Origin of the sequence: Streptococcus oralis (assembly GCF_019929345.1) — a bacterium.
Taxonomy (GTDB): domain Bacteria; phylum Bacillota; class Bacilli; order Lactobacillales; family Streptococcaceae; genus Streptococcus.
Window position 1 is genome coordinate 126265 of record NZ_JAHZPJ010000004.1, and the last position, 19839, is coordinate 146103.

Genomic DNA, 19839 nt, shown 5'->3' on the forward strand with positions numbered 1-19839 from the left:
CATTTATCTAATCTTTCTGAGCCACGCAAAACATCCTCGTCATCCCTCGTTGTTCAAGTATTTTCTTTGATTTTTTTTAGATTTTACGATAAACTAAATAAGTATGAGAAAAAAAATTCATCCAGCTATTATTTTGAGTTTATTTGGAATTTTCTTAGCGATTTTACTCCTCAATAGACCAAGTTTTGAGGACCATCCTATCAAAACTAAGCCAAATGCTCTTCAAGTTGAAACTCAAGCCTTGCATAATCTTGACAAGCCCATTATCGACGTCTCTGGTTGGCAAAGACCTGAGGAAATCAACTACGACATCTTGGCTCAAAATATTTCTGGTGTTATCGTTCGCGTGCACAATGGGGCTCAGCATACTGAAGCAAATGATGCCGCCTTTATCAATGGTGTCGATAAAGCTTATAAAAATCACATATCAGAATTTCAGAAACGGAATGTCCCTGTGGGGGTTTATGCCTACGTAGCTGGAAAAAGTAAAGAAGACATGGAGAAGGCTGCTGAAGTCTTCTACAACGCTGCTTCTCCTTACAATCCTAGCTACTACTGGTTAGATGTTGAAGAAAAAACAATGTCTGATATGAATGAAGGTGTTGAGGCCTTTCGCGCCAAACTGGCAGCTCTCGGTGCTAAAAATATCGGAATCTACGTTGGAGTTTATTTCATGCAAGAGCACAGTATCAGTACGGATAAGTTCTCTGCTATTTGGATTCCTTCCTATGGAACAGACTCTGGTTATTTTGAAACGAAGCCAAATACTGATCTGGACTATGATCTCCACCAGTACACTTCTAAGGGAAGAATTGCAGGATTTGAACATCATTTGGACATCAATTTGATTTCTACTGACAAAGACAAGGAAGAAACCTTCAGAAAACTATTTTTAAGACCATAAGACAAGTGAAAATCGCTCTCTTTTTCACTTGTCTTTTCATTTTCTTCTCGTCTGTGTTATAATTGATAGCATAGAGAAAGAATTTTATGAAATTGAGGATTTTATGATGTTTTCATGGATTGCAAGAGTTATTAAAGGAATCGTCATCGCCTTAGGATTTATCCTACCTGGAATTTCTGGTGGTGTTTTAGCAGCTATTTTGGGGATTTATGAGCGAATGATTAGCTTTCTGGCTCATCCCTTTAAGGATTTTAAAGAGAATGTCCTATACTTTATCCCAGTAGCAATCGGGATGTTGCTAGGCATTGGTTTGTTTTCTTATCCAATCGAGTATCTGCTAGAAAATTACCAAGTCTATGTTTTGTGGAGCTTTGCGGGAGCCATCATCGGTACAGTTCCTAGCCTCCTTAAAGAATCTACTCGAGAATCTGATCGTGACAAGATCGACCTAGTCTGGTTCTGGACTACCTTTATCCTTTCAGGCCTAGGGCTCTACGCGCTAAACTTTGTTGTTGGTTCTCTCAGTGCTAGTTTCGCTAGTTTCATCTTAGCGGGTGCTCTTTTAGCTCTAGGTGTCTTGGTGCCTGGTTTAAGTCCGTCAAATCTACTCTTGATTTTGGGACTGTACGCTCCAATGCTCACTGGTTTTAAGACCTTTGATTTGTTTGGTACCTTCCTTCCTATCGGGATTGGTGCAGGAGCAACCCTCATTATCTTTTCAAAATTAATGGATCACGCCTTGAACAACTACCACTCCCGTGTTTATCACTTTATCATTGGGATTGTGCTTTCAAGCACCCTCTTAATTTTGATCCCAAATGCCGGAAATGCTGAAAGTATCCAATACACTGGACTTTCTATTGTGAGTTATGTTCTCATCGCCTTCTTCTTTGCGCTTGGTATTTGGCTTGGTATCTGGATGAGTCAGTTGGAGGATAAGTATAAATAATGGCAAAAAAAGTTAAGATTAAGAAAACCTTGGTCGAACAGATCTTGACCAAGGCGGGGATTGAGCACACAGGGATTCAAATCAATGCACTTGAGGGTGAACTTCCTTCGGAATATGATCGAACACATGTCTTTAAAACCTTGGCTCTGCTGGGTGATAAGACGGGGCCAATCATCGGAATCGTTCCCATAACAGAACACCTCGCTGAGAAAAAACTAGCAAAGGTTTCTGGTAATAAAAAAGTCAGCATGATTCCACAAAAAGATCTGGAAAAAACGACAGGCTATATTCATGGGGCTAATAACCCCGTCGGCATTCGCCAAAAACACAATTATCCTATTTTTATTGATCAGACTGCTTTGGATTTAGACAAAATGATTGTCTCTGCTGGAGAAGTCGGGCATAGTATCATCATCCGACCTCAAGACTTAGCCAGCTTTGTAAAAGCGGACTTTGCTGACATCTTGGAGGAAAACAACTGATGAAACTCTATTTTGTCCGTCATGGTCGGACTGTCTGGAATCTTGAAGGACGTTTTCAAGGTGCTAGCGGCGACTCTCCTCTTCTTCCAGAGTCCATTGACGTTTTAAAACAACTGGGGCAGTATCTCAAGGAAATTCCTTTTGATACGATTTATTCTAGTGATTTACCCAGAGCAGTTAAATCTGCTGAAATTATCCAAAGTCAACTCCAGCCCCCTTGTCCTTTAAAGAGCATTCCTGACCTACGTGAATGGCAACTTGGCAAACTAGAGGGCTTAAAAATTGCTACGCTTAATGCCATCTACCCACAACAAATCAAGGCCTTTCGCTCTAATCTGGCTCAGTTTGATACGAGGATGTTTGAAGCCGAATCTCTCTACTCTACGACTCAGCGAACCATTCAGTTTATCAAATCTCTGAAAGAAAGTCCGGCTGAAAACATTCTGATCGTTGGTCATGGGGCAAATCTCACTGCTAGCCTGCGTACACTCTTAGGCTATAAAGAAGCTCACCTTCGCAAAGATGGAGGCTTGGCCAATGCTAGTCTGACAGTTTTAGAGACCGATGATTTTGAAACCTTCACTCTGGAAAGATGGAATGACACTTCCTATCAAGAAAAATAATGGAACTTGATCTTAATAGTCAAGTTCTTTTTAGTTTTCAAAGAATATCCGTGAATTTCTCTGCTATTTATGATAAAATGGGAGTATCGCAAAAAATGACTCATCGTATCAAATTTTGAGTAAAATTAGGAGGAACCCATGTCTACAGAACATATGGAAGAACTAAATGACCAGCAGATCGTTCGCCGTGAAAAAATGGCTGCGCTCCGTGAACAAGGAATCGATCCCTTCGGTAAACGTTTTGAACGTACTGCTAACTCTCAAGAACTAAAAGACAAATTCGCAGAACTCGATAAAGAACAATTACATGAATTAAACGAAACTGCTACTATCGCTGGACGCTTAGTAACTAAACGTGGAAAAGGAAAAGTTGGCTTTGCCCATCTTCAAGACCGAGAAGGTCAAATCCAAATCTACGTTCGTAAAGACGAAGTCGGTGAAGAAAACTACGAAATCTTCAAAAAGGCTGACCTCGGTGACTTCCTCGGTGTCAAAGGTGAAGTGATGCGTACTGATATGGGAGAACTCTCTATCAAGGCGACTCACATTACACACTTGTCTAAAGCACTTCGTCCGCTTCCTGAGAAATTCCACGGTTTGACAGACGTTGAAACGATTTACCGTAAACGTTATCTAGACTTGATTTCTAACCGTGAAAGTTTTGAGCGCTTTGTCACTCGTTCAAAAATCATCTCAGAAATCCGTCGTTATCTTGATCAAAAAGGTTTCCTTGAAGTGGAAACACCTGTCCTCCACAACGAAGCTGGTGGTGCTGCTGCCCGTCCATTTATCACTCACCACAATGCCCAAAACATTGACATGGTGCTTCGTATCGCGACTGAGCTTCACTTAAAACGTCTTATCGTTGGTGGTATGGAACGTGTCTATGAAATTGGCCGTATCTTCCGTAATGAAGGAATGGATGCTACTCATAACCCTGAGTTCACTTCTATCGAAGTTTACCAAGCTTATGCTGACTTCCAAGACATCATGGACTTGACGGAAGGTATTATCCAACACGCTGCTAAATCAGTCAAAGGTGATGGCCCAATAAACTATCAAGGAACTGAAATTAAGATCAATGAACCGTTTAAACGTGTTCACATGGTGGATGCCATCAAAGAAATTACTGGTGTAGACTTCTGGCAAGACATGACTTTCGAGGAAGCTAAAGCTATCGCTGCTGAAAAGAAAGTTCCAGTTGAGAAACATTACACTGAAGTTGGTCATATCATCAATGCCTTCTTTGAAGAATTTGTCGAAGAAACCTTGATCCAACCAACCTTTGTCTATGGACATCCAGTAGCTGTATCACCACTCGCTAAGAAAAATCCTGAAGACGAACGCTTTACCGACCGTTTCGAGCTCTTTATCATGACCAAAGAATACGGTAATGCCTTTACTGAGTTGAACGATCCAATCGACCAACTTAGCCGTTTTGAAGCCCAAGCTAAAGCCAAAGAACTTGGGGATGATGAAGCAACAGGTATCGACTACGACTACATTGAAGCCCTTGAATACGGTATGCCTCCAACAGGTGGTTTGGGAATCGGTATTGACCGTCTCTGCATGCTCCTCACTGATACAACTACTATCCGTGACGTATTGCTCTTCCCAACAATGAAATAAACTCTTATCTCTGGTACTTGCCAGAGGTTTTTTGATGCAAAAAGAGACTGAGGAAAAACTCAATCTCTTTTCTTATTCTTGATTTTTAACTTGACTGGTGACTACATCTTCCCCAAACCATTTCTGGCTGATTTCCTGGAATTTTCCTTCTTGGTATAATGATACAAAGGCTTGATTCAGAGCATCTAGCAAAGTTTTATCAGCAGGTCTAACACCCACTGCAAAAGCTTCACTTTCAAATCCAGCTGAAAAGACATTGTAGTCATTTAATATTCCTTCAGACTGGAGGTAATAATTGGCATATACCCGGTCAATCAACAAGGCATCAATCCGATCATTTTTCAAATCAATCAAGGCTTCATTGAAACTTTGGTATTGATTGGCCTTCTGATCTTTTACCTTATTTTTTAGCAAATCTGGCTGCGCTTCAAAGTCTAAGTAACCAGAAGATCCAGCCTGGGCTCCTAAAACTTTGTCAGTCATATCCTGAACTGAGTGGATATTTTGAGACTTTTTAGAGACCAAAACTTGTTGATTTTCCATGTAAGGAATGGTAAAGGCAACCTTCTCTTTCCGTTCATCTGTAGCTGTATAGCCATTCCAGATGGCATCAATGGTACCATTTTGTAGTTCGGTTTCTTTCATATCCCAGTCGATGGGTTGAAATTTAATCTGAATTCCAAGCTTTTCAGAAACAGCTTGGGCTAGGTCAATATCAAAACCTGCATACTGGCCATTCTTTTCCTCAAATCCCATGGGAACAAAGGTATTGTCAAAGCCAATGGTAATGCTACCCTGCTTTTGATATTTGGACCAATTATCCTGATTTGGATCACTTGCCTTCTGAGTACAAGCCGTCAGGAAAAAGCTAAAGAACAGAGCAAGTACAAGGGCAATTTTCTTTCTCTTCATAGGCACCTCCTACTCCTACTTTGAATCAACCTTAAGGATCTGATCAGCAATGTTTTCCGCAAACTGAAAATCGTGGGTAACAACAATCTGGGTCATCCCACGATCTTTATTTTGAAGGATAAGTTTTTCTACTTCTAATCGCAACTCTGGATCTAAGGCTGATGTAGGTTCATCATATCCAATAATTTCTGGTTTTATCATCATAGCGCGCGCTAAAGCTACCCGTTGTTTTTGCCCACCTGAAAGTGAGAATGGAAAGGCATCTGCATGTCCTGCTAACCCAAGTTGTTCTAACAAACCACGCGCCTTCTTCTCAGCAACTTCCTTCTCCATTCTCATCGTTTTTATGGGCGACAGAGTTAAGTTATCTAGAACTGACAAATGCGGAAAGAGTTGAAAATCTTGAAAAACAAATCCCAGAAGATTGCGCTTTTCTAGTTCGTCTATAGCTAGCGATTCGCCGTTATAGTAAATTTCCCCTGAATCGATGGTTTCCAATCCAGCTAGCATACGTAACAAAGTGGTCTTTCCGCCTCCTGATGGACCTACGATTGCAAGGATTTGCTTTTCAGGAATTGATAGGCTGAAATTGGTTAAGATTTGTTTGCCACCAAAGGCCTTGTTGATATTTCGTAATTCTAACATAGCAATCCTCCTATCTGTAATAACTGTACTTCTTCTCAAGTTTTTTCGCTACAATGGTTACAAGACCAATCATAATCAAATAAATCGCTCCAGCTAAAAACATAGGAACAAGACTAGCATCTCGATTGGCTGCTGTCCGACTTGCCAAAATCAAATCTGAAATCCCCAAAGCATAGACCAAAGAAGTATCCTTGACCAAACTCATAATCTCATTAAAAACACTCGGTAAGACAATCTTTGTAACCTGAGGCAAAATAATATAGCGCACTGTGTCAAAAGGACTAAACTTCAAGACCTTAGCAGCCTCATATTGACCTTTAGGTATGGTTTCAATCCCACCACGAAAGATTTCAGCAAAGTAGGCTGCATAGTTCAGTACAAAAGCGATCACAGCAGCAGGCAGACGATCTAAACGTATCCCGATGCTAGGGAGAACATAGTAAATAAAGATTAATTGCAAGAGCAAGGGAGTCCCTCGCATCACCCAAATATAAAGGTCAATGAGATAATGGAGGGGTTTCCAACGGACTTGCAAAGCAAAGGCAACGACAATACCTAAAGGAATTGAAAAAATTAAAACCAGAGCAAAGACTTGAAGTGTCATACTTGCACCGTTCAATAAACTTGGTAATATCTCAAACATATAAGACATACTGCACCTCCTAAAAATTATTGTTCCTATTATAGCATAAATAAACAATTTAGCAATGGTTTTTGTAAAAAAATTCTCTTTCTTTTAAAAAATAAAACAGTATGAAACTTTCATAATAAAACTAGTTTTCCTGCCCTTAAAATTGGAGGCTCTAACTACTTTTGAACCAGTACTTGATTTTATTCAATAGAGTCTTAAAATTATTAGGTTAACCAATAAAGGCTAATCGCATACTTAATTTGTCTAATTAAACAGGTTCAAGTACTCCCTTTTTAACTGCATAACAAACATCTCTGTACTATATTTATTGTTCACTGCCAACAAATATAGTACAGAGATGCACCACAATTATACAATAAAAAGATAAACTTTTGATACTAACTCCCCCAGAGAATCTTCATCTGACTAAGGGTTATAAAAAATAAATCCTACGGAGAGGTTACGTCCACACTTGAAGATGAGATTGAACGAAAAACAAACTATCCACCAATACTAAAAGAGACAGTCTAAAAATCCTCATGCTCTCAAAAAACAAATATAAAATCATTTAAAACTATAGTTCATTTCACTATCGGAACTTCTATTTCTTACTACTTCGAAGAAGTTAATCGCTAGTCACTGAGAGTTGGATACTATAGAAAAAGTCATCAGTTTTCTGTATAAGCATGGGTATCAAGTTATTAAAATTGTTATAGGATCTGTAAATATTTCACCAATACATATCTGATTGATGAATTCAATCTAAAAACAGTAAGATCTCTCATCCATCAAATTTACATACGGATGAATATTTTGAATATGATACAGAGTTCTTAGACTTACGCGACTATGCTATCTGTTCATCTGATTCAGATTCTTCATTTTTCTAAAAAATCTCTTTTATTTTAATCTCTAGTTCAACTTCTAAAAAGAAAATAATGCCTTTTAAACAGTAGCTAATATTGTGAAAAGTTTGAAAAGTTCAAACATAAAAGAAGAGGGTAACGATTTACTATTTAAAGTCATCTGTATAAAGATATTTTCAAATCAATAGAATTTAACTTCCCATCCTCTTAAAAAATATCAAAAAGGAGCTTGACATTGAGAATGGTTAAGATAATGGAAACTGCGTAGCCTAGGATTGTGTTCCACTTAGCATTGGTAAATTCTCCCATCAGTGACTTCTTAGAGGTCAGATAAATTAAGGGGAAGATTGAAAACGGAAGAGCGATTGACAGAAAGACCTGTGAATAGACCAATAACTGATCCAAGGTTTTTTCTTGATGTCCAAACAAAACGGCGACTATAATCACAGGTAGCAAGGCAAAAATACGTGTACCGATACGGATAATCCACTGAGGTAATTTCAGATGCAAGAAACCTTCCATAACAATCTGTCCTGTCAAAGTACCTGTAATGGTCGAATTTTGTCCACTTGCTAAGAGGGCTAGTGCAAATAAAGTTGACAGAGTTGAACTAGCTATCGCTCCTGCTATCGTCGAATCCTGTAAAGCATTGTACATTTGAGAGAAAGCTGAAATTTCAGATGCATGACCAAAAAAGAGGGAGGCACCTAAAATGAGAAGCAAGGAATTGACAATAAAGGCTAGGGACAGCTGAAGATTTGAATCCCAGGTCATAAAACGCACGGCTTTTCGAACATCCTTCTTATCTTTGTGATTGATTTTCCTTGTTTGGGATAGGGATGAATGAAGATAGAGATTATGGGGCATGACTGTCGCACCCACAATTCCTAGAGCCAAGGTCAATTGGCTTTCATGACCTGGCAATGGTGTCTCAAATAATGTAGGAGTCGGTAAATAACCACCAAAAATACCCTGAATACTTGGACTGGATAAGGCCACCAGATAGGTAAAGATGGCTAATATGGTTAAAATAAGGGTCGTAACAATGGCTTCAATTTTTTTGAAGCCAAATTTCATCAACAACAACAAAAGAAATACATCCAAAACGGTTAAGAGGATAGCGACCATAATCGGTATCTTAAATAAAAGATTTAAAGCAATCGCTGAACCTAAAACCTCGGCTAAATCTGTCGCCATTAAAGCTAATTCTAAAATCACCCACAAACTATAGCGAAGCCACTTGGGAGCATGATGAGCTGTTGCCTGTGCTAGGTCCATCTTAGTTACGATACCGAGCTTTCCAGCCATCTGTTGTAGTTGCATGGCAATGATGGATGAAATCAAAATAACAAATAAGAGACTATATTTGTAGGAAGCACCACCAACCACACTAGTAATCCAGTTTCCAGGATCCATGTAGCCAACTGCTACAAGAGCTCCAGGTCCTAAAAATGCTTTTAGATTTTGCCAAAAATGATTGTTATTCGGAGTTTCAATGGATTGATTGATCTCAGAAAGAGAGACTTTTTTGTAAGAAGACATCGGAACTTTACACTTTCTAATCTGTCTTTAGCTATTTTCTTAATGGAATTTTTGAAAATATAATGAAAATAGTTTCCTATTTCCAATTCTTCCTTATTATATCACATTTTAGAATGATTCTTAAGGAAAGAATGATAGTTCAAATAAGCAATATCTGTATTGCAAAAGCCAGCGTTTTCTGACGCTGGCTTTAAAACTGTGAAAATTCTTTCTCAACTAGATCGCTTCTGTGACAAAACTACGACTTTCTAGCACCTTGAGCATGGCATTAGCTGTATCTAGGGCTGTGAAGAGGGGCACACCGTGTTCAATAGCCGAACGGCGGATTTGCTCACCATCTTCATCAGCAGTTCGTTTAGTTCCGACAGTATTGATGATCGCTTGGATTTTTCCTTTGCGAACAAAGCTTGGGATATCCTTATCGTCATCACCTATCTTACCAACAGGTTGAGCTTGCAGTCCATGACTAGCAAAGAAAGCTGCTGTCCCTTCTGTCGCGAGGATACCGTAACCGATATTTTGGAAACGACGAGCTAAGTCCAAGGCTTCATCTTTTGCATCATCAGCGATGGTAAAGACTACATTTCCAAAGGTTGGCAAGTGTAGGTAAGAAGCTTCAAAGGCTTTATAGAGAGCTTTTTCCAAAGTAGTATCAGATCCCATAACTTCCCCTGTTGACTTCATTTCAGGACCAAGCAAGCTATCTACCTTAGCTAGTTTCGTAAAGGAGAAGACAGGTGCCTTGATATGAACGCGAGTGCTTTCTGGATAAAGTCCATCTTGGTAGCCAAGTTCTTCAAGACTTTGACCAAGAATGAGCTTGGTCGCTACCTGAGCCATAGGAATATTAGTTACCTTAGAAAGGAATGGCACCGTACGGCTGGCACGTGGATTGACCTCAATAACATAGACTTTTTCATCCTTGATGACAAACTGGATGTTCATCATCCCAAGACAGTTAAGACCGATTGCTAGGCATTTGGTGTAGTCTGCGATTGTTTCTTGGACTTTTTGAGACAAGGTTTGTGGTGGGTAAACGGCCATTGAGTCACCTGAGTGGACACCGGCACGTTCGATATGTTCCATGATACCAGGGATGAGAACATTTTCTCCATCTGAAATGGCATCGACTTCACACTCCTGACCAACTATGTATGAGTCAACAAGGACTGGGTGGTCTGGACTAGCCTTAACAGCGGTACGCATGTAAGAACGAAGATCTTCTTCATTTTCAACGATTTCCATGGCACGTCCACCCAAGACATAAGATGGACGAACGAGGACTGGGAAACCAATTTTGCGAGCTGCAAGCACAGCTTCTTCTTCATTAGTCGCTGTTTGGCCAGGTGGCTGTGGAATATCCAAGTCTTTGAGGGCTTGCTCAAAGAGGTCGCGGTCTTCCGCGCGATCCAAGTCAGCAACTTGTGTACCAAGGATAGTCACACCTGCTTTTGCCAAGGGCTCCGCAAGGTTGATGGCTGTTTGACCACCGAACTGAACGATAACCCCTTTTGGTTGCTCCAAGTCGATAACATTCATGACATCTTCAAAAGTTAATGGCTCAAAGTAGAGCTTATCAGATACAGAGAAGTCCGTAGAAACGGTCTCTGGATTTGAGTTCATGATGATAGCTTCATAGCCAGCTGCTTGGATAGCCTTAACAGAGTGAACAGTCGCGTAGTCAAACTCAACCCCTTGACCGATACGGATTGGACCTGAACCTAGGACTAGGACAGATTCCTTATCAGACTTGATAGATTCATTTTCCCAGCCATAGGTTGAATAGAAGTATGGTGTTTCAGAGTCAAATTCTGCCGCACAGGTATCGACCATCTTATAGACTGGAACAATCTTGTTTTCCAAACGTAGTTGGCGAACTTGGTCAGCTGTCGTTTCCCAAAGCTCCGCAATCTTACGGTCTGAAAATCCATTGAGTTTGGCAGTTTTCAAGACTTCTAGATCTTGTGGATGGGCACCTAACTCTTGCTCAATTTCAAAGATGTGCAAGAGTTTATCCAGATAGAAGATATCAATCTTGGTCAATTCAGCAATTTCTTCTGGTGTGTAGCCACGGCGAATGGCTTCTGATACGTAGAAGAGACGGTCATCTTGGGCTTTCACAACTTTTTCAATCAAGGCATCATCAGAAACGGCTGCAAGTTCAGGCATTTCATTGTGGTGAACCCCAATTTCAAGAGAGCGACATGCCTTGAGAAGTGACTCCTCAATGTTACGACCAATGGCCATGACTTCCCCAGTTGCCTTCATCTGGGTCCCAAGACGACGCTCACCTTTTTCAAACTTGTCAAATGGAAAACGTGGAATCTTAGCAACGACGTAGTCAAGGGCTGGCTCAAACATGGCGTAGGTTGAACCTGTAACTGGATTGATGACCTCATCCAAGGTCAAACCGACGGCTATCTTAGCAGCTAACTTAGCAATCGGATACCCTGTCGCCTTAGAAGCAAGCGCTGACGAACGCGATACACGAGGGTTTACTTCGATGACATAATACTTAAAACTGTGTGGATCAAGAGCCAGTTGAACATTACATCCACCTTCAATTTTGAGAGCACGAATGATGCTCAAGCTCGCGTCACGTAGCATTTGGTTTTCATAGTCTGACATGGTTTGCGCAGGGGCAAATACAATGGAATCCCCTGTGTGAATCCCAACGGGGTCAAAGTTTTCCATGTTACAAACAACAAGGGCATTGTCAGCTGAGTCGCGCATCACTTCGTACTCAATTTCCTTGAAACCTGCGATTGAACGTTCAATCAAACATTGGGTAACAGGTGACAGTTTCAACCCATTTTCAGCGATTTCACGCAATTCTTCCTCGTTGGCACACATACCACCACCAGTACCACCAAGTGTGAAAGCTGGACGAACGATGACTGGGTAACCAATTGTTGCTGCAAAGGCCACTGCTTCTTCCACCGTGTTGACAATTTCAGATTCAGGGATCGGCTGCTCAAGCTCTTCCATCAATTGTTTAAAGAGGTCACGGTCCTCCGCTTGGTCGATGGCAGACAATTTAGTACCTAGAAGTTCGACACCGAGCTCATCTAGGATACCATTTTTAGACAATTCCATGGCCATATTGAGCCCTGTCTGACCACCAAGGGTTGGGAGCAAGGCATCTGGACGTTCCTTACGGAGAATACGTGTCACAAACTCGAGTGTAATCGGTTCGATGTAGACCTTGTCTGCAATCTCCTTATCCGTCATGATAGTAGCAGGATTTGAGTTCACCAAGACAACCTCGTAACCTTCTTCTTTCAAAGACAAGCAAGCCTGGGTCCCAGCATAGTCAAACTCAGCAGCCTGACCAATAATAATCGGACCAGAACCAATCACCATAATTTTTTGAATATCAGTACGTTTAGGCATAGTTTATGATACAAAGCCCGTCAAGAACAAAGTGAAAATAGGAAACTCGGTGCAGACGCCTTCAGCGTCAAGACGATGTTTATCTTTTTCACACAGTTCTTAGGGCGTGTTCACTTCCGCGAACAATGTATCTTCTCCTTTCTATTCGTCGCCTCACAGAGCGACATTAAATAAATTCTCCGACGATTTTTTAGAGAAACGATATTTTTCGATAAAAAATCTAGTGCAGGGAGTTTTTAGTTCGCCCGATAGCGACTAAAAGAAACGACCTGCCTTTCTATTCGGCAACTCTCAGGTTGCCATTAAATAAGATACAAAGGACGAATAGAAAGCGATTGAATTTTAGGAAACCAAGGAAGGATTGACAATCCAAGTTGATTTCTCTAAATTCCGAGCTTTCCGTCCGTGTTCAGTTACATAAATTCTCCGACGAGCTCTTACTCGTTCTTAGTTTGCTTGTTTAAAAACTTCCATCATCTCGATAAACTCGTCAAATAGGTAGCTTGCGTCGTGTGGACCAGGAGCTGCATCTGGGTGGAATTGAACAGAGAAACCTGGTTGGTATCTGTGACGAACTCCTTCAACTGATTTGTCATTGATTTCTTCGTGGGTGATAATCAAGTGCTCTGGCAAGTCCTCACGGCTGACTGCATAACCGTGGTTTTGGCTAGTAAAGTCTACGCGTCCTGTTGCAATTTCACGTACCGCGTGGTTAAATCCTCGGTGACCAAATTTCATCTTGTAGGTCTTAGCACCGTTTGCCATAGCAAAGAGTTGGTGTCCCATACAAATACCGAAAATTGGAATTTTCCCTTGCACACCACGAATCATGTCCAGTGCTTCTGGAACGTCTTCTGGGTTACCTGGACCATTTGACAACATAACTCCATCAGGATTGAGGTGGAGAATTTCTTCTGCCGTTGTTGAATACGGAACAACCGTCACATTACAGTTACGCTTAGAAAGTTCACGTAGGATTGAGTGCTTGAGCCCAAAGTCTACTAAGACCACACTCAAACCAACTCCAGGAGCTGGATAGGAAGTTTTAGTAGAAACCTGCTTAATATTGTCTGTCGGCAAGACTGTTGCTTGGAGCTGGTCCGTCACATGGTCCATACTGTCCCCAACATGAGTCAAAGTTGCACGCATAGTACCATGCTTACGGATAATCTTGGTAAGTGCACGCGTATCAATCCCTGAAATACCAGGAATTTTCTTGGCTTTCAAAAATTCATCCAAGGTCATTTGGTTGCGCCAGTTGCTAGCTCGACGTGCCTCTTCGAAAACGACAACTCCCTTACAAGTTGGAATGATGGATTCGTAATCATCACGGTTAATGCCATAATTTCCTACCAAAGGATAGGTAAAGGTCAAGATTTGTCCATTATAAGACTGGTCTGTAATGGACTCTTGGTAGCCGGTCATCCCTGTGTTAAAGACGATCTCACCTGTTACATCAATATCTGCTCCGAAGGCCTTGCCTTCAAAAACTGTGCCATCTTCTAATACTAGAAGTCTTTTTGTCATATTTTCACCTCTCGTGGACGCTCACTGGCGTCTTTTAACGTCTTGTGTTTTAGTTGGCGTTTCTACTCGCCAATACGGATTCTAAGATTGCCATTCGAACAAAGACACCGTTGGTCATTTGTTGGACAATGTGTGATTTTGGTGCTTCAACCAAGTGGTCAGCAATTTCCACATCTCGATTCACTGGAGCAGGATGCATTATGATTGCTGTTTCTTTTAAGCGATTATAGCGTTCTTGGTTCAAACCGTGTTGAGCATGGTAGTCTTCTTTTGAAAAAACCGCTCCACTTTCGTGGCGTTCATGTTGAACGCGGAGTAACATCAAAACATCCACCTGATCAACAATCTCATCAATAGTTACAAACTGTCCATAGTCCGCAAACTCTTGACTTCTCCATTCCTCAGGTCCTGCAAAGAACAGTTCAGCTCCCAAGCGTTTCAAAATCTGCATATTGGATTTGGCAACGCGTGAGTGGTCCAAGTCGCCTGCAATAGCAACCTTGAGACCCTCAAAGTGGCCAAATTCCTCATAAATAGTCATCAAATCAAGCAAGCTCTGGCTAGGATGTTGTCCCGAACCATCACCACCATTGATAATAGAAGTTGTAATCGACGGACTCGCAATCAACTCTCTGTAATAGTCTACCTCTGGGTGGCGAATCACACAGACATCCACTCCTAGAGCAGATAGGGTCAAGATGGTATCATACAATGTCTCACCCTTATTAACCGAACTAGTCTTCACATCAAAGTCCAGTCGCTCCAACCCTAGCTTAATCTCTGCCACTTCAAAGGACTTATGTGTCCGTGTAGAATCTTCAAAGAAGAGATTCGATACGATAGGTTTGTTCTCGTAGGGGAGTTGGGCTCCGTTTTTAAACTCAATCCCTCGTTTGATCAATTTCATCACTTGATCAACTGTAAGGTCTTCCATGGAAACCACATGGTTCAATGCTTGTTGATTTTCTGACATGGCTACTCCTTCAGCTTTCTAAGCTTCTTCAGTAATCAGAACTCTGTCTTGGCCATCAAGTTCTGTCATCTCTACGATGATTTCTTCAGAACGACTGGTTGGGATATTTTTCCCAACGTAATCTGGTCGGATAGGCAATTCTCTATGTCCACGATCGACTAGAACTGCTAAACTCACGCGCGCAGGACGGCCATGACCCACAATATTATCAATAGCAGCGCGGATGGTACGACCTGTATAAAGCACATCATCCACCAAGATAACTTCACGGTCAGTCACATCAACAGAAATCAAAGAAGTATCTTCTCCGCTTTTAACATCATCACGGAAAGGTTTGGTGTCCAATTCCACAACAGGAACAGTGATATTTTCCAACTGCTCCAAGCGTTCTTTGATACGATGAGCGATGAAAACACCACGCGTTTTTATCCCCGCTAGGATAATTTTATTCAAATCTTTATTGCGCTCGATAATCTCATAAGTAATTCGCGTAATCGCTCGTTTGACAGTCAATTCGTCTACAACTTCTTTTGTCTTCATGACAAACCTCCAAAAAGAAAAGTCTCCTTCTACAAGGAGACTTGAAATGTATAGCCAAGCGAGCCCTACTCTAAACAGTATAGACTTCACCCTTCTACTTTATCGCGCTCCTTGCCTGCCTCACGGGACAGGTTTAAAGGACTATTTAGTTATCATTTACTATAGCACAAAGCACCCTTAAAATCAAGCGAAAACTTTTTCAGAGTCCTCTTAAACATTACTAAAATCATACAGTTGGGGATAGTGATCGCATTCTGGATTTTTGGGATGACAGATAGCTCGTCCAAAGTAAATCATGGCCTGGTGGGCTGCTAACCATTCTTCTGGTGGTAGGACGTCCATGACACGTTTTTCTACTTCAAGTGGCGTAGCTGATTTTTTAACGATATCGTGATGCTTGCAGATACGCTCAACATGGGTGTCCACTGCAAAAGCAGGAATTCCAAAGCCCACACTCAGTACTACATTTGCTGTTTTACGACCAACACCCGCTAGACTTTCTAATTCCTCTCGAGTCTGAGGCACTTGACCATCAAAATCGTCTAGTAGTTGTTGAGCACATTTTTTTAGAAATTTAGCCTTATTTCGATACAGTCCCAGGCGAGAAATGTGTGAAGCAATTTCACTCTCTGTCGCTACAGACATGGCTTGCGGCGTTGGAAAAGCAGCAAAGAGACCTGGCGTGGCCTTATTTACCGCTGCATCTGTCGTCTGAGCTGACAACATCACTGCAACCAGTAGTTCAAAATGATTTCGAAAATCAAGACTAGGCTTAGCATCTGGAAAGAGGGCAATTATTTCCTCTATGACATGACGGGCACGTTTCTTAGATAAAACCATCTACTCGTCTCCATCAAACAGTCCTTGCAAGCCAGCAAATGGACTGTTTTCTTCTTTCTTGACTGCTTGTTGAGCTTGATATTCGTCTTCAGTCATGATTTGCCAGTCATTTCCTGACACAAAACCTTGGCCCGCCTCTTCTTCTGCCGTCAAGACCTTGATTGGGATATTGAGCAAGATATTATCTGCTACGCTATCAGCAAGGTCGATTTCTCCATTTTCGATAGGTAAGACCAAATCATCATCTAGAACTTCCTGGTCTAGTTGATTGGTTGCTCCTTCCATGAAGACCTCTGTGACTGGATAAGACTCAGCCAACTCAACTGGCTCCATACTACGACTGGAAGCAAGAACAATGGTATATGACAACTGATAGTCTAAGAAATACAGACGGTCTTCGTACTGTGCCTTCCCAACAGCAAGGATATCTCTCACATCTAAAATTTCTTGATTCCGTTTACGCAAGTCTGCGACAAGGTCTAAAACTTGTTCAAAGTGTAGACCTTCAGGTTGCTTACGAATTTCTTGAATATTTAATTTCATATTTCCTCCATAAAGATGTACTCACTTGATTATACCATGAAAAGGCTATAAGTCAGCCTCCCAAACTTTGAGATTAAAATCTCATTTTTTAACATATTTACTATGACAAACTTTCCTATTAGTGCTATACTATAGGCAAGAATACATCAGAGTAAGGAGGATACTCATATGGAAGACAAAGCACTCATCACTGAAGCTTACCAACTCCTTTCCGAGTTAAATAAAAGCTACCAAAGCTGTAAACAAGGAACAGCCGATGATCTTCGACTGCAAGAGCTGCTGAACACCACTCTTAAGGAACTAAAAAAAGCAGAAAAGCTGGACAACAGTATCTTAATAGACCTTGAAAAATTTTACCAACGTACCAGTCTGCTGATTGGACTAGGGAGCCTAAAACTAAACGATCAAGCTCGTGCTGCTTGGCGCAACTATGATAAGTTCCACTACGAACATGTCAAACACGTACTGACTCTCTATGGACCTGTTTTCGGATTTTAGAGCTTGAAATTACTTGTTTTCTATTGACAAAATTTCCTGAAAGGTATAGGATAGAGGTACTAATACTCGGAGGTATGGGAGACATGAACAACTAATCTATCAAATAAAGAACTTTATTTAGTAGATCTTGTTTTTGTCTCTTTTTGCATGCTCTTTTTATACTAGATTTTCTAGTATCTTATCCTCATTGAAAATCAAAAAACTAGAAAGCTATGCTCCTCTTGGGTTGGGTTAGGCAGCCCCAAGCTAGTTTGACGAGTTTTTCAACGAGGATAATAGAGTTTTGACAGTGACTTTGGGCTCTACTAGATAAAGTAGAGCTTTTTGTTATGCACTATGGACATTCTAGAAAGGGCAACAATATGATAAAAATCAATCATCTAACCATCACACAAAACAAAGATTTACGAGATCTTGTTTCTGACCTAACCATGACTATCCAAGACGGGGAAAAGGTTGCTATTATTGGTGAAGAAGGAAACGGCAAATCGACCTTACTACGAGCTTTAATGGGAGAAAAATTGCCTGATTTTACTATCAAGGGCGACATCCAGTCTGATCTTCAATCACTGGCCTACATTCCACAAAAGATAGCTGAGAATCTGAAAAAGAAAACTCTACATGACTACTTCTTTTTGGATTCTGCTGATTTAGACTACAGTATTCTTTATCGTTTGGCTGAGGAGTTGCACTTTGATAGCGACCGTTTTGCTAGTGACCAAGAAATTAGGAGCCTCTCGGGAGGTGAAGCTTTGAAAATTCAACTCATCCATGAATTAGCCAAACCCTTTGAGATTCTATTTTTAGATGAACCTTCAAATGACCTAGACCTTGAAACGGTTGATTGGCTAAAAGGTCAGATTCAAAAAATCAGGCAAACTGTTATCTTTATTTCCCATGATGAAGACTTTCTTTCTCATACGGCAGATACTATTGTCCACTTGCGACTGGTCAAGCACCGGAAAGAAGCAGAAACGCTAGTCGAGCATTTAGACTATGATCGCTACAGTGAGCAGAGAAAAGCTAATTTTGCAAGACAAAGTCAGCAAGCTGCTAACGACCAGAGAGCCTATGACAAAACCATGAAAAAGCATCGTCGCGTCAAGCAAAATGTAGAAACTGCCTTACGTAACACTAAAAATGATGTTGCCGGTCGCCTATTGGCTAAAAAGATGAAAAATGTTCTCTCTCAAGAAAAACGCTTTGAAAAGGAAGCCCAGTCAATGACCCAGAAACCACTTGAAGAAGAACAAATCCAACTTTTCTTTTCAGACATTCAACTATTACCGACTTCTAAAGTCTTAATCCAACTGGAAAAAGAAAGTTTGTCCATTGGCGAGCGCGTTTTAGCTCAGGAGTTACAACTAACTGTCCGTGGCCAAGATAAAATCGGTATCATCGGGCCAAATGGTGTTGGAAAATCAACTCTGTTAACCAAGTTACAGCAACAACTAAGCGACAAAAGAGAAATTTCTCTTGGTTTTATGCCACAAGATTACCATAAAAAACTGCAATTGGATTTATCTCCAGTAGCCTACCTCAGCCACACTGGACAAAAAGAAGAACTACAGAAAATCCAATCTCACCTAGCCAGTCTCAATTTCAGCTATCCAGAAATGCACCACCAAATCCGCTCCCTATCTGGTGGGCAACAAGGTAAACTCCTACTTTTGGATTTAGTGTTGCGCAAACCAAACTTTCTCCTTCTGGATGAGCCCACACGAAACTTTTCTCCCACTTCTCAACCCGAAATCAGAAAACTATTTGCCTCCTATCCAGGCGGCCTGATCACTGTTTCGCATGACCGACGTTTCTTAAAAGAGGTTTGTACAGCTATCTATCACTTGACGGAACATGGTTTGGAAGTTGTCGATTTACAAGATTTATAAATGTTGAACATAGCAAAAATCCAGAGACATGATATACTTATTGAAAAAATTTAATAGGAATTACTTAATATTGAATGACTCACTCTATAAATCAGATTAATAAATACAGTGATAATACACTAATAGAGAGCTTATTAGGACATTTTAAAACCGAGTGCTATGATTTACTTTTGAGGAGTTTATTATGAATATTGGCGCTTAAAACTATCTCTATACTAACAACTATTTTCAAAAATACAACAACGGCCTTGCTCATCTTTTAATGAGGAACGAGGCCGTTGTTTAATCTTTTTATAGGCTCTATAATATTTGTAGTGGGTAAATCTCCTATGGATATTATGGAGCCTATTCTGTTGTAGAAAAAAAGTCCCATATGACCTATAATGAAAAGCGACCAAACCATCATTAGAAAGAATCATATGGAACCATTACATTTTATCACAAAACTGCTCG

At 40.7% G+C, this 19839-nt stretch carries 17 protein-coding genes; 7 read left to right on the forward strand and 10 right to left on the reverse strand.

Translation table 11 applies throughout. From position 1 onward, the window contains the following. The first annotated feature begins 103 nt into the window (after positions 1-103). From K1I97_RS04565 to lysS, 5 genes are all read left to right on the forward strand, one after another. Positions 104-904 (forward strand): glycoside hydrolase family 25 protein, encoded by an 801-nt coding sequence (locus K1I97_RS04565; protein ID WP_223331612.1) that lies wholly within the window; start codon positions 104-106, stop codon positions 902-904. A 106-nt stretch (positions 905-1010) separates the two neighbouring features. Beyond that, a complete protein-coding gene (locus K1I97_RS04570; RefSeq protein ID WP_049505956.1) occupies positions 1011-1853 on the forward strand; it encodes a DUF368 domain-containing protein in 843 nt (280 codons plus the stop codon). Further along, a complete protein-coding gene (locus K1I97_RS04575) occupies positions 1853-2335 on the forward strand; it encodes an aminoacyl-tRNA deacylase (protein ID WP_223331613.1) in 483 nt (160 codons plus the stop codon). The genes K1I97_RS04570 and K1I97_RS04575 overlap by 1 nt, the downstream gene beginning before the upstream one ends. Beyond that, on the forward strand, positions 2335-2958 hold the full coding sequence (locus tag K1I97_RS04580; RefSeq protein WP_223331614.1) for a histidine phosphatase family protein: 624 nt from the start codon (positions 2335-2337) through the stop codon (positions 2956-2958). The genes K1I97_RS04575 and K1I97_RS04580 overlap by 1 nt, the downstream gene beginning before the upstream one ends. A 138-nt stretch (positions 2959-3096) precedes the next feature. Next, a complete protein-coding gene (lysS, locus tag K1I97_RS04585; RefSeq protein ID WP_223331615.1) occupies positions 3097-4587 on the forward strand; it encodes a lysine--tRNA ligase in 1491 nt (496 codons plus the stop codon). A gap of 72 nt (positions 4588-4659) precedes the next feature. Here lysS and K1I97_RS04590 read toward each other — a convergent pair whose 3' ends face one another. From K1I97_RS04590 to K1I97_RS04635, 10 genes are all read right to left on the reverse strand, one after another. Further along, complete coding sequence (locus tag K1I97_RS04590) at positions 4660-5499, reverse strand: amino acid ABC transporter substrate-binding protein (RefSeq protein ID WP_223331616.1); 840 nt, start codon at positions 5497-5499, stop codon at positions 4660-4662. Between the two features lie 15 nt (positions 5500-5514). After that, positions 5515-6144 (reverse strand): amino acid ABC transporter ATP-binding protein, encoded by a 630-nt coding sequence (locus K1I97_RS04595; protein WP_223331617.1) that lies wholly within the window; start codon positions 6142-6144, stop codon positions 5515-5517. A 10-nt stretch (positions 6145-6154) separates the two neighbouring features. Further along, positions 6155-6796, reverse strand: coding sequence for an amino acid ABC transporter permease (locus tag K1I97_RS04600; protein ID WP_000121156.1), 642 nt, complete (start codon positions 6794-6796; stop codon positions 6155-6157). A gap of 1052 nt (positions 6797-7848) precedes the next feature. Next, positions 7849-9183, reverse strand: a complete 1335-nt coding sequence (locus K1I97_RS04605) for an Nramp family divalent metal transporter (RefSeq protein ID WP_223331618.1) — start codon at positions 9181-9183, stop codon at positions 7849-7851. A 216-nt stretch (positions 9184-9399) separates the two neighbouring features. Next, positions 9400-12576, reverse strand: coding sequence for a carbamoyl-phosphate synthase large subunit (gene carB, locus K1I97_RS04610; protein ID WP_223331619.1), 3177 nt, complete (start codon positions 12574-12576; stop codon positions 9400-9402). A gap of 447 nt (positions 12577-13023) precedes the next feature. Then, the gene (locus K1I97_RS04615) at positions 13024-14103 is read right to left on the reverse strand and encodes a carbamoyl phosphate synthase small subunit (protein ID WP_223331620.1); all 1080 of its coding nucleotides are present in this window, start codon (positions 14101-14103) and stop codon (positions 13024-13026) included. 49 nt (positions 14104-14152) lie between these two features. After that, positions 14153-15076 carry an aspartate carbamoyltransferase catalytic subunit gene (locus K1I97_RS04620; protein ID WP_223331621.1) on the reverse strand — a complete coding sequence of 308 codons (924 nt, stop codon included), beginning with the start codon at positions 15074-15076 and terminating at the stop codon, positions 14153-14155. A gap of 18 nt (positions 15077-15094) precedes the next feature. Next, positions 15095-15616: a bifunctional pyr operon transcriptional regulator/uracil phosphoribosyltransferase PyrR gene (pyrR, locus tag K1I97_RS04625; RefSeq protein WP_000850018.1), complete on the reverse strand. Its 522-nt coding sequence runs from the start codon at positions 15614-15616 to the stop codon at positions 15095-15097. Between the two features lie 210 nt (positions 15617-15826). Continuing rightward, on the reverse strand, positions 15827-16456 hold the full coding sequence (gene nth, locus K1I97_RS04630) for an endonuclease III (protein WP_000244429.1): 630 nt from the start codon (positions 16454-16456) through the stop codon (positions 15827-15829). Beyond that, positions 16457-16999 carry a YceD family protein gene (locus tag K1I97_RS04635; protein WP_223331622.1) on the reverse strand — a complete coding sequence of 181 codons (543 nt, stop codon included), beginning with the start codon at positions 16997-16999 and terminating at the stop codon, positions 16457-16459. It lies immediately after the preceding gene. Between the two features lie 168 nt (positions 17000-17167). Between K1I97_RS04635 and K1I97_RS04640 the strand changes: the two genes are divergently transcribed. Both K1I97_RS04640 and K1I97_RS04645 read left to right on the forward strand, forming a co-directional pair. Beyond that, positions 17168-17497 (forward strand): helicase BlpT, encoded by a 330-nt coding sequence (locus K1I97_RS04640; protein WP_125395414.1) that lies wholly within the window; start codon positions 17168-17170, stop codon positions 17495-17497. 329 nt (positions 17498-17826) lie between these two features. Continuing rightward, positions 17827-19386, forward strand: coding sequence for an ATP-binding cassette domain-containing protein (locus tag K1I97_RS04645; protein ID WP_223331623.1), 1560 nt, complete (start codon positions 17827-17829; stop codon positions 19384-19386). The last annotated feature ends 453 nt before the right edge of the window (positions 19387-19839 follow it).

What these genes read in the sequence shown, in the direction of transcription:
- K1I97_RS04565 (WP_223331612.1), top strand. Translation starts at nt 104, where the DNA reads ATGAGAAAAAAAATTCATCCAGCTATTATTTTGAGTTTATTTGGAATT.
- K1I97_RS04570 (WP_049505956.1), top strand. Translation starts at nt 1,011, where the DNA reads ATGTTTTCATGGATTGCAAGAGTTATTAAAGGAATCGTCATCGCCTTA.
- K1I97_RS04575 (WP_223331613.1), top strand. Translation starts at nt 1,853, where the DNA reads ATGGCAAAAAAAGTTAAGATTAAGAAAACCTTGGTCGAACAGATCTTG.
- K1I97_RS04580 (WP_223331614.1), top strand. Translation starts at nt 2,335, where the DNA reads ATGAAACTCTATTTTGTCCGTCATGGTCGGACTGTCTGGAATCTTGAA.
- lysS (WP_223331615.1), top strand. Translation starts at nt 3,097, where the DNA reads ATGTCTACAGAACATATGGAAGAACTAAATGACCAGCAGATCGTTCGC.
- K1I97_RS04590 (WP_223331616.1), bottom strand. Translation starts at nt 5,499, where the DNA reads ATGAAGAGAAAGAAAATTGCCCTTGTACTTGCTCTGTTCTTTAGCTTT.
- K1I97_RS04595 (WP_223331617.1), bottom strand. Translation starts at nt 6,144, where the DNA reads ATGTTAGAATTACGAAATATCAACAAGGCCTTTGGTGGCAAACAAATC.
- K1I97_RS04600 (WP_000121156.1), bottom strand. Translation starts at nt 6,796, where the DNA reads ATGTCTTATATGTTTGAGATATTACCAAGTTTATTGAACGGTGCAAGT.
- K1I97_RS04605 (WP_223331618.1), bottom strand. Translation starts at nt 9,183, where the DNA reads ATGTCTTCTTACAAAAAAGTCTCTCTTTCTGAGATCAATCAATCCATT.
- carB (WP_223331619.1), bottom strand. Translation starts at nt 12,576, where the DNA reads ATGCCTAAACGTACTGATATTCAAAAAATTATGGTGATTGGTTCTGGT.
- K1I97_RS04615 (WP_223331620.1), bottom strand. Translation starts at nt 14,103, where the DNA reads ATGACAAAAAGACTTCTAGTATTAGAAGATGGCACAGTTTTTGAAGGC.
- K1I97_RS04620 (WP_223331621.1), bottom strand. Translation starts at nt 15,076, where the DNA reads ATGTCAGAAAATCAACAAGCATTGAACCATGTGGTTTCCATGGAAGAC.
- pyrR (WP_000850018.1), bottom strand. Translation starts at nt 15,616, where the DNA reads ATGAAGACAAAAGAAGTTGTAGACGAATTGACTGTCAAACGAGCGATT.
- nth (WP_000244429.1), bottom strand. Translation starts at nt 16,456, where the DNA reads ATGGTTTTATCTAAGAAACGTGCCCGTCATGTCATAGAGGAAATAATT.
- K1I97_RS04635 (WP_223331622.1), bottom strand. Translation starts at nt 16,999, where the DNA reads ATGAAATTAAATATTCAAGAAATTCGTAAGCAACCTGAAGGTCTACAC.
- K1I97_RS04640 (WP_125395414.1), top strand. Translation starts at nt 17,168, where the DNA reads ATGGAAGACAAAGCACTCATCACTGAAGCTTACCAACTCCTTTCCGAG.
- K1I97_RS04645 (WP_223331623.1), top strand. Translation starts at nt 17,827, where the DNA reads ATGCACTATGGACATTCTAGAAAGGGCAACAATATGATAAAAATCAAT.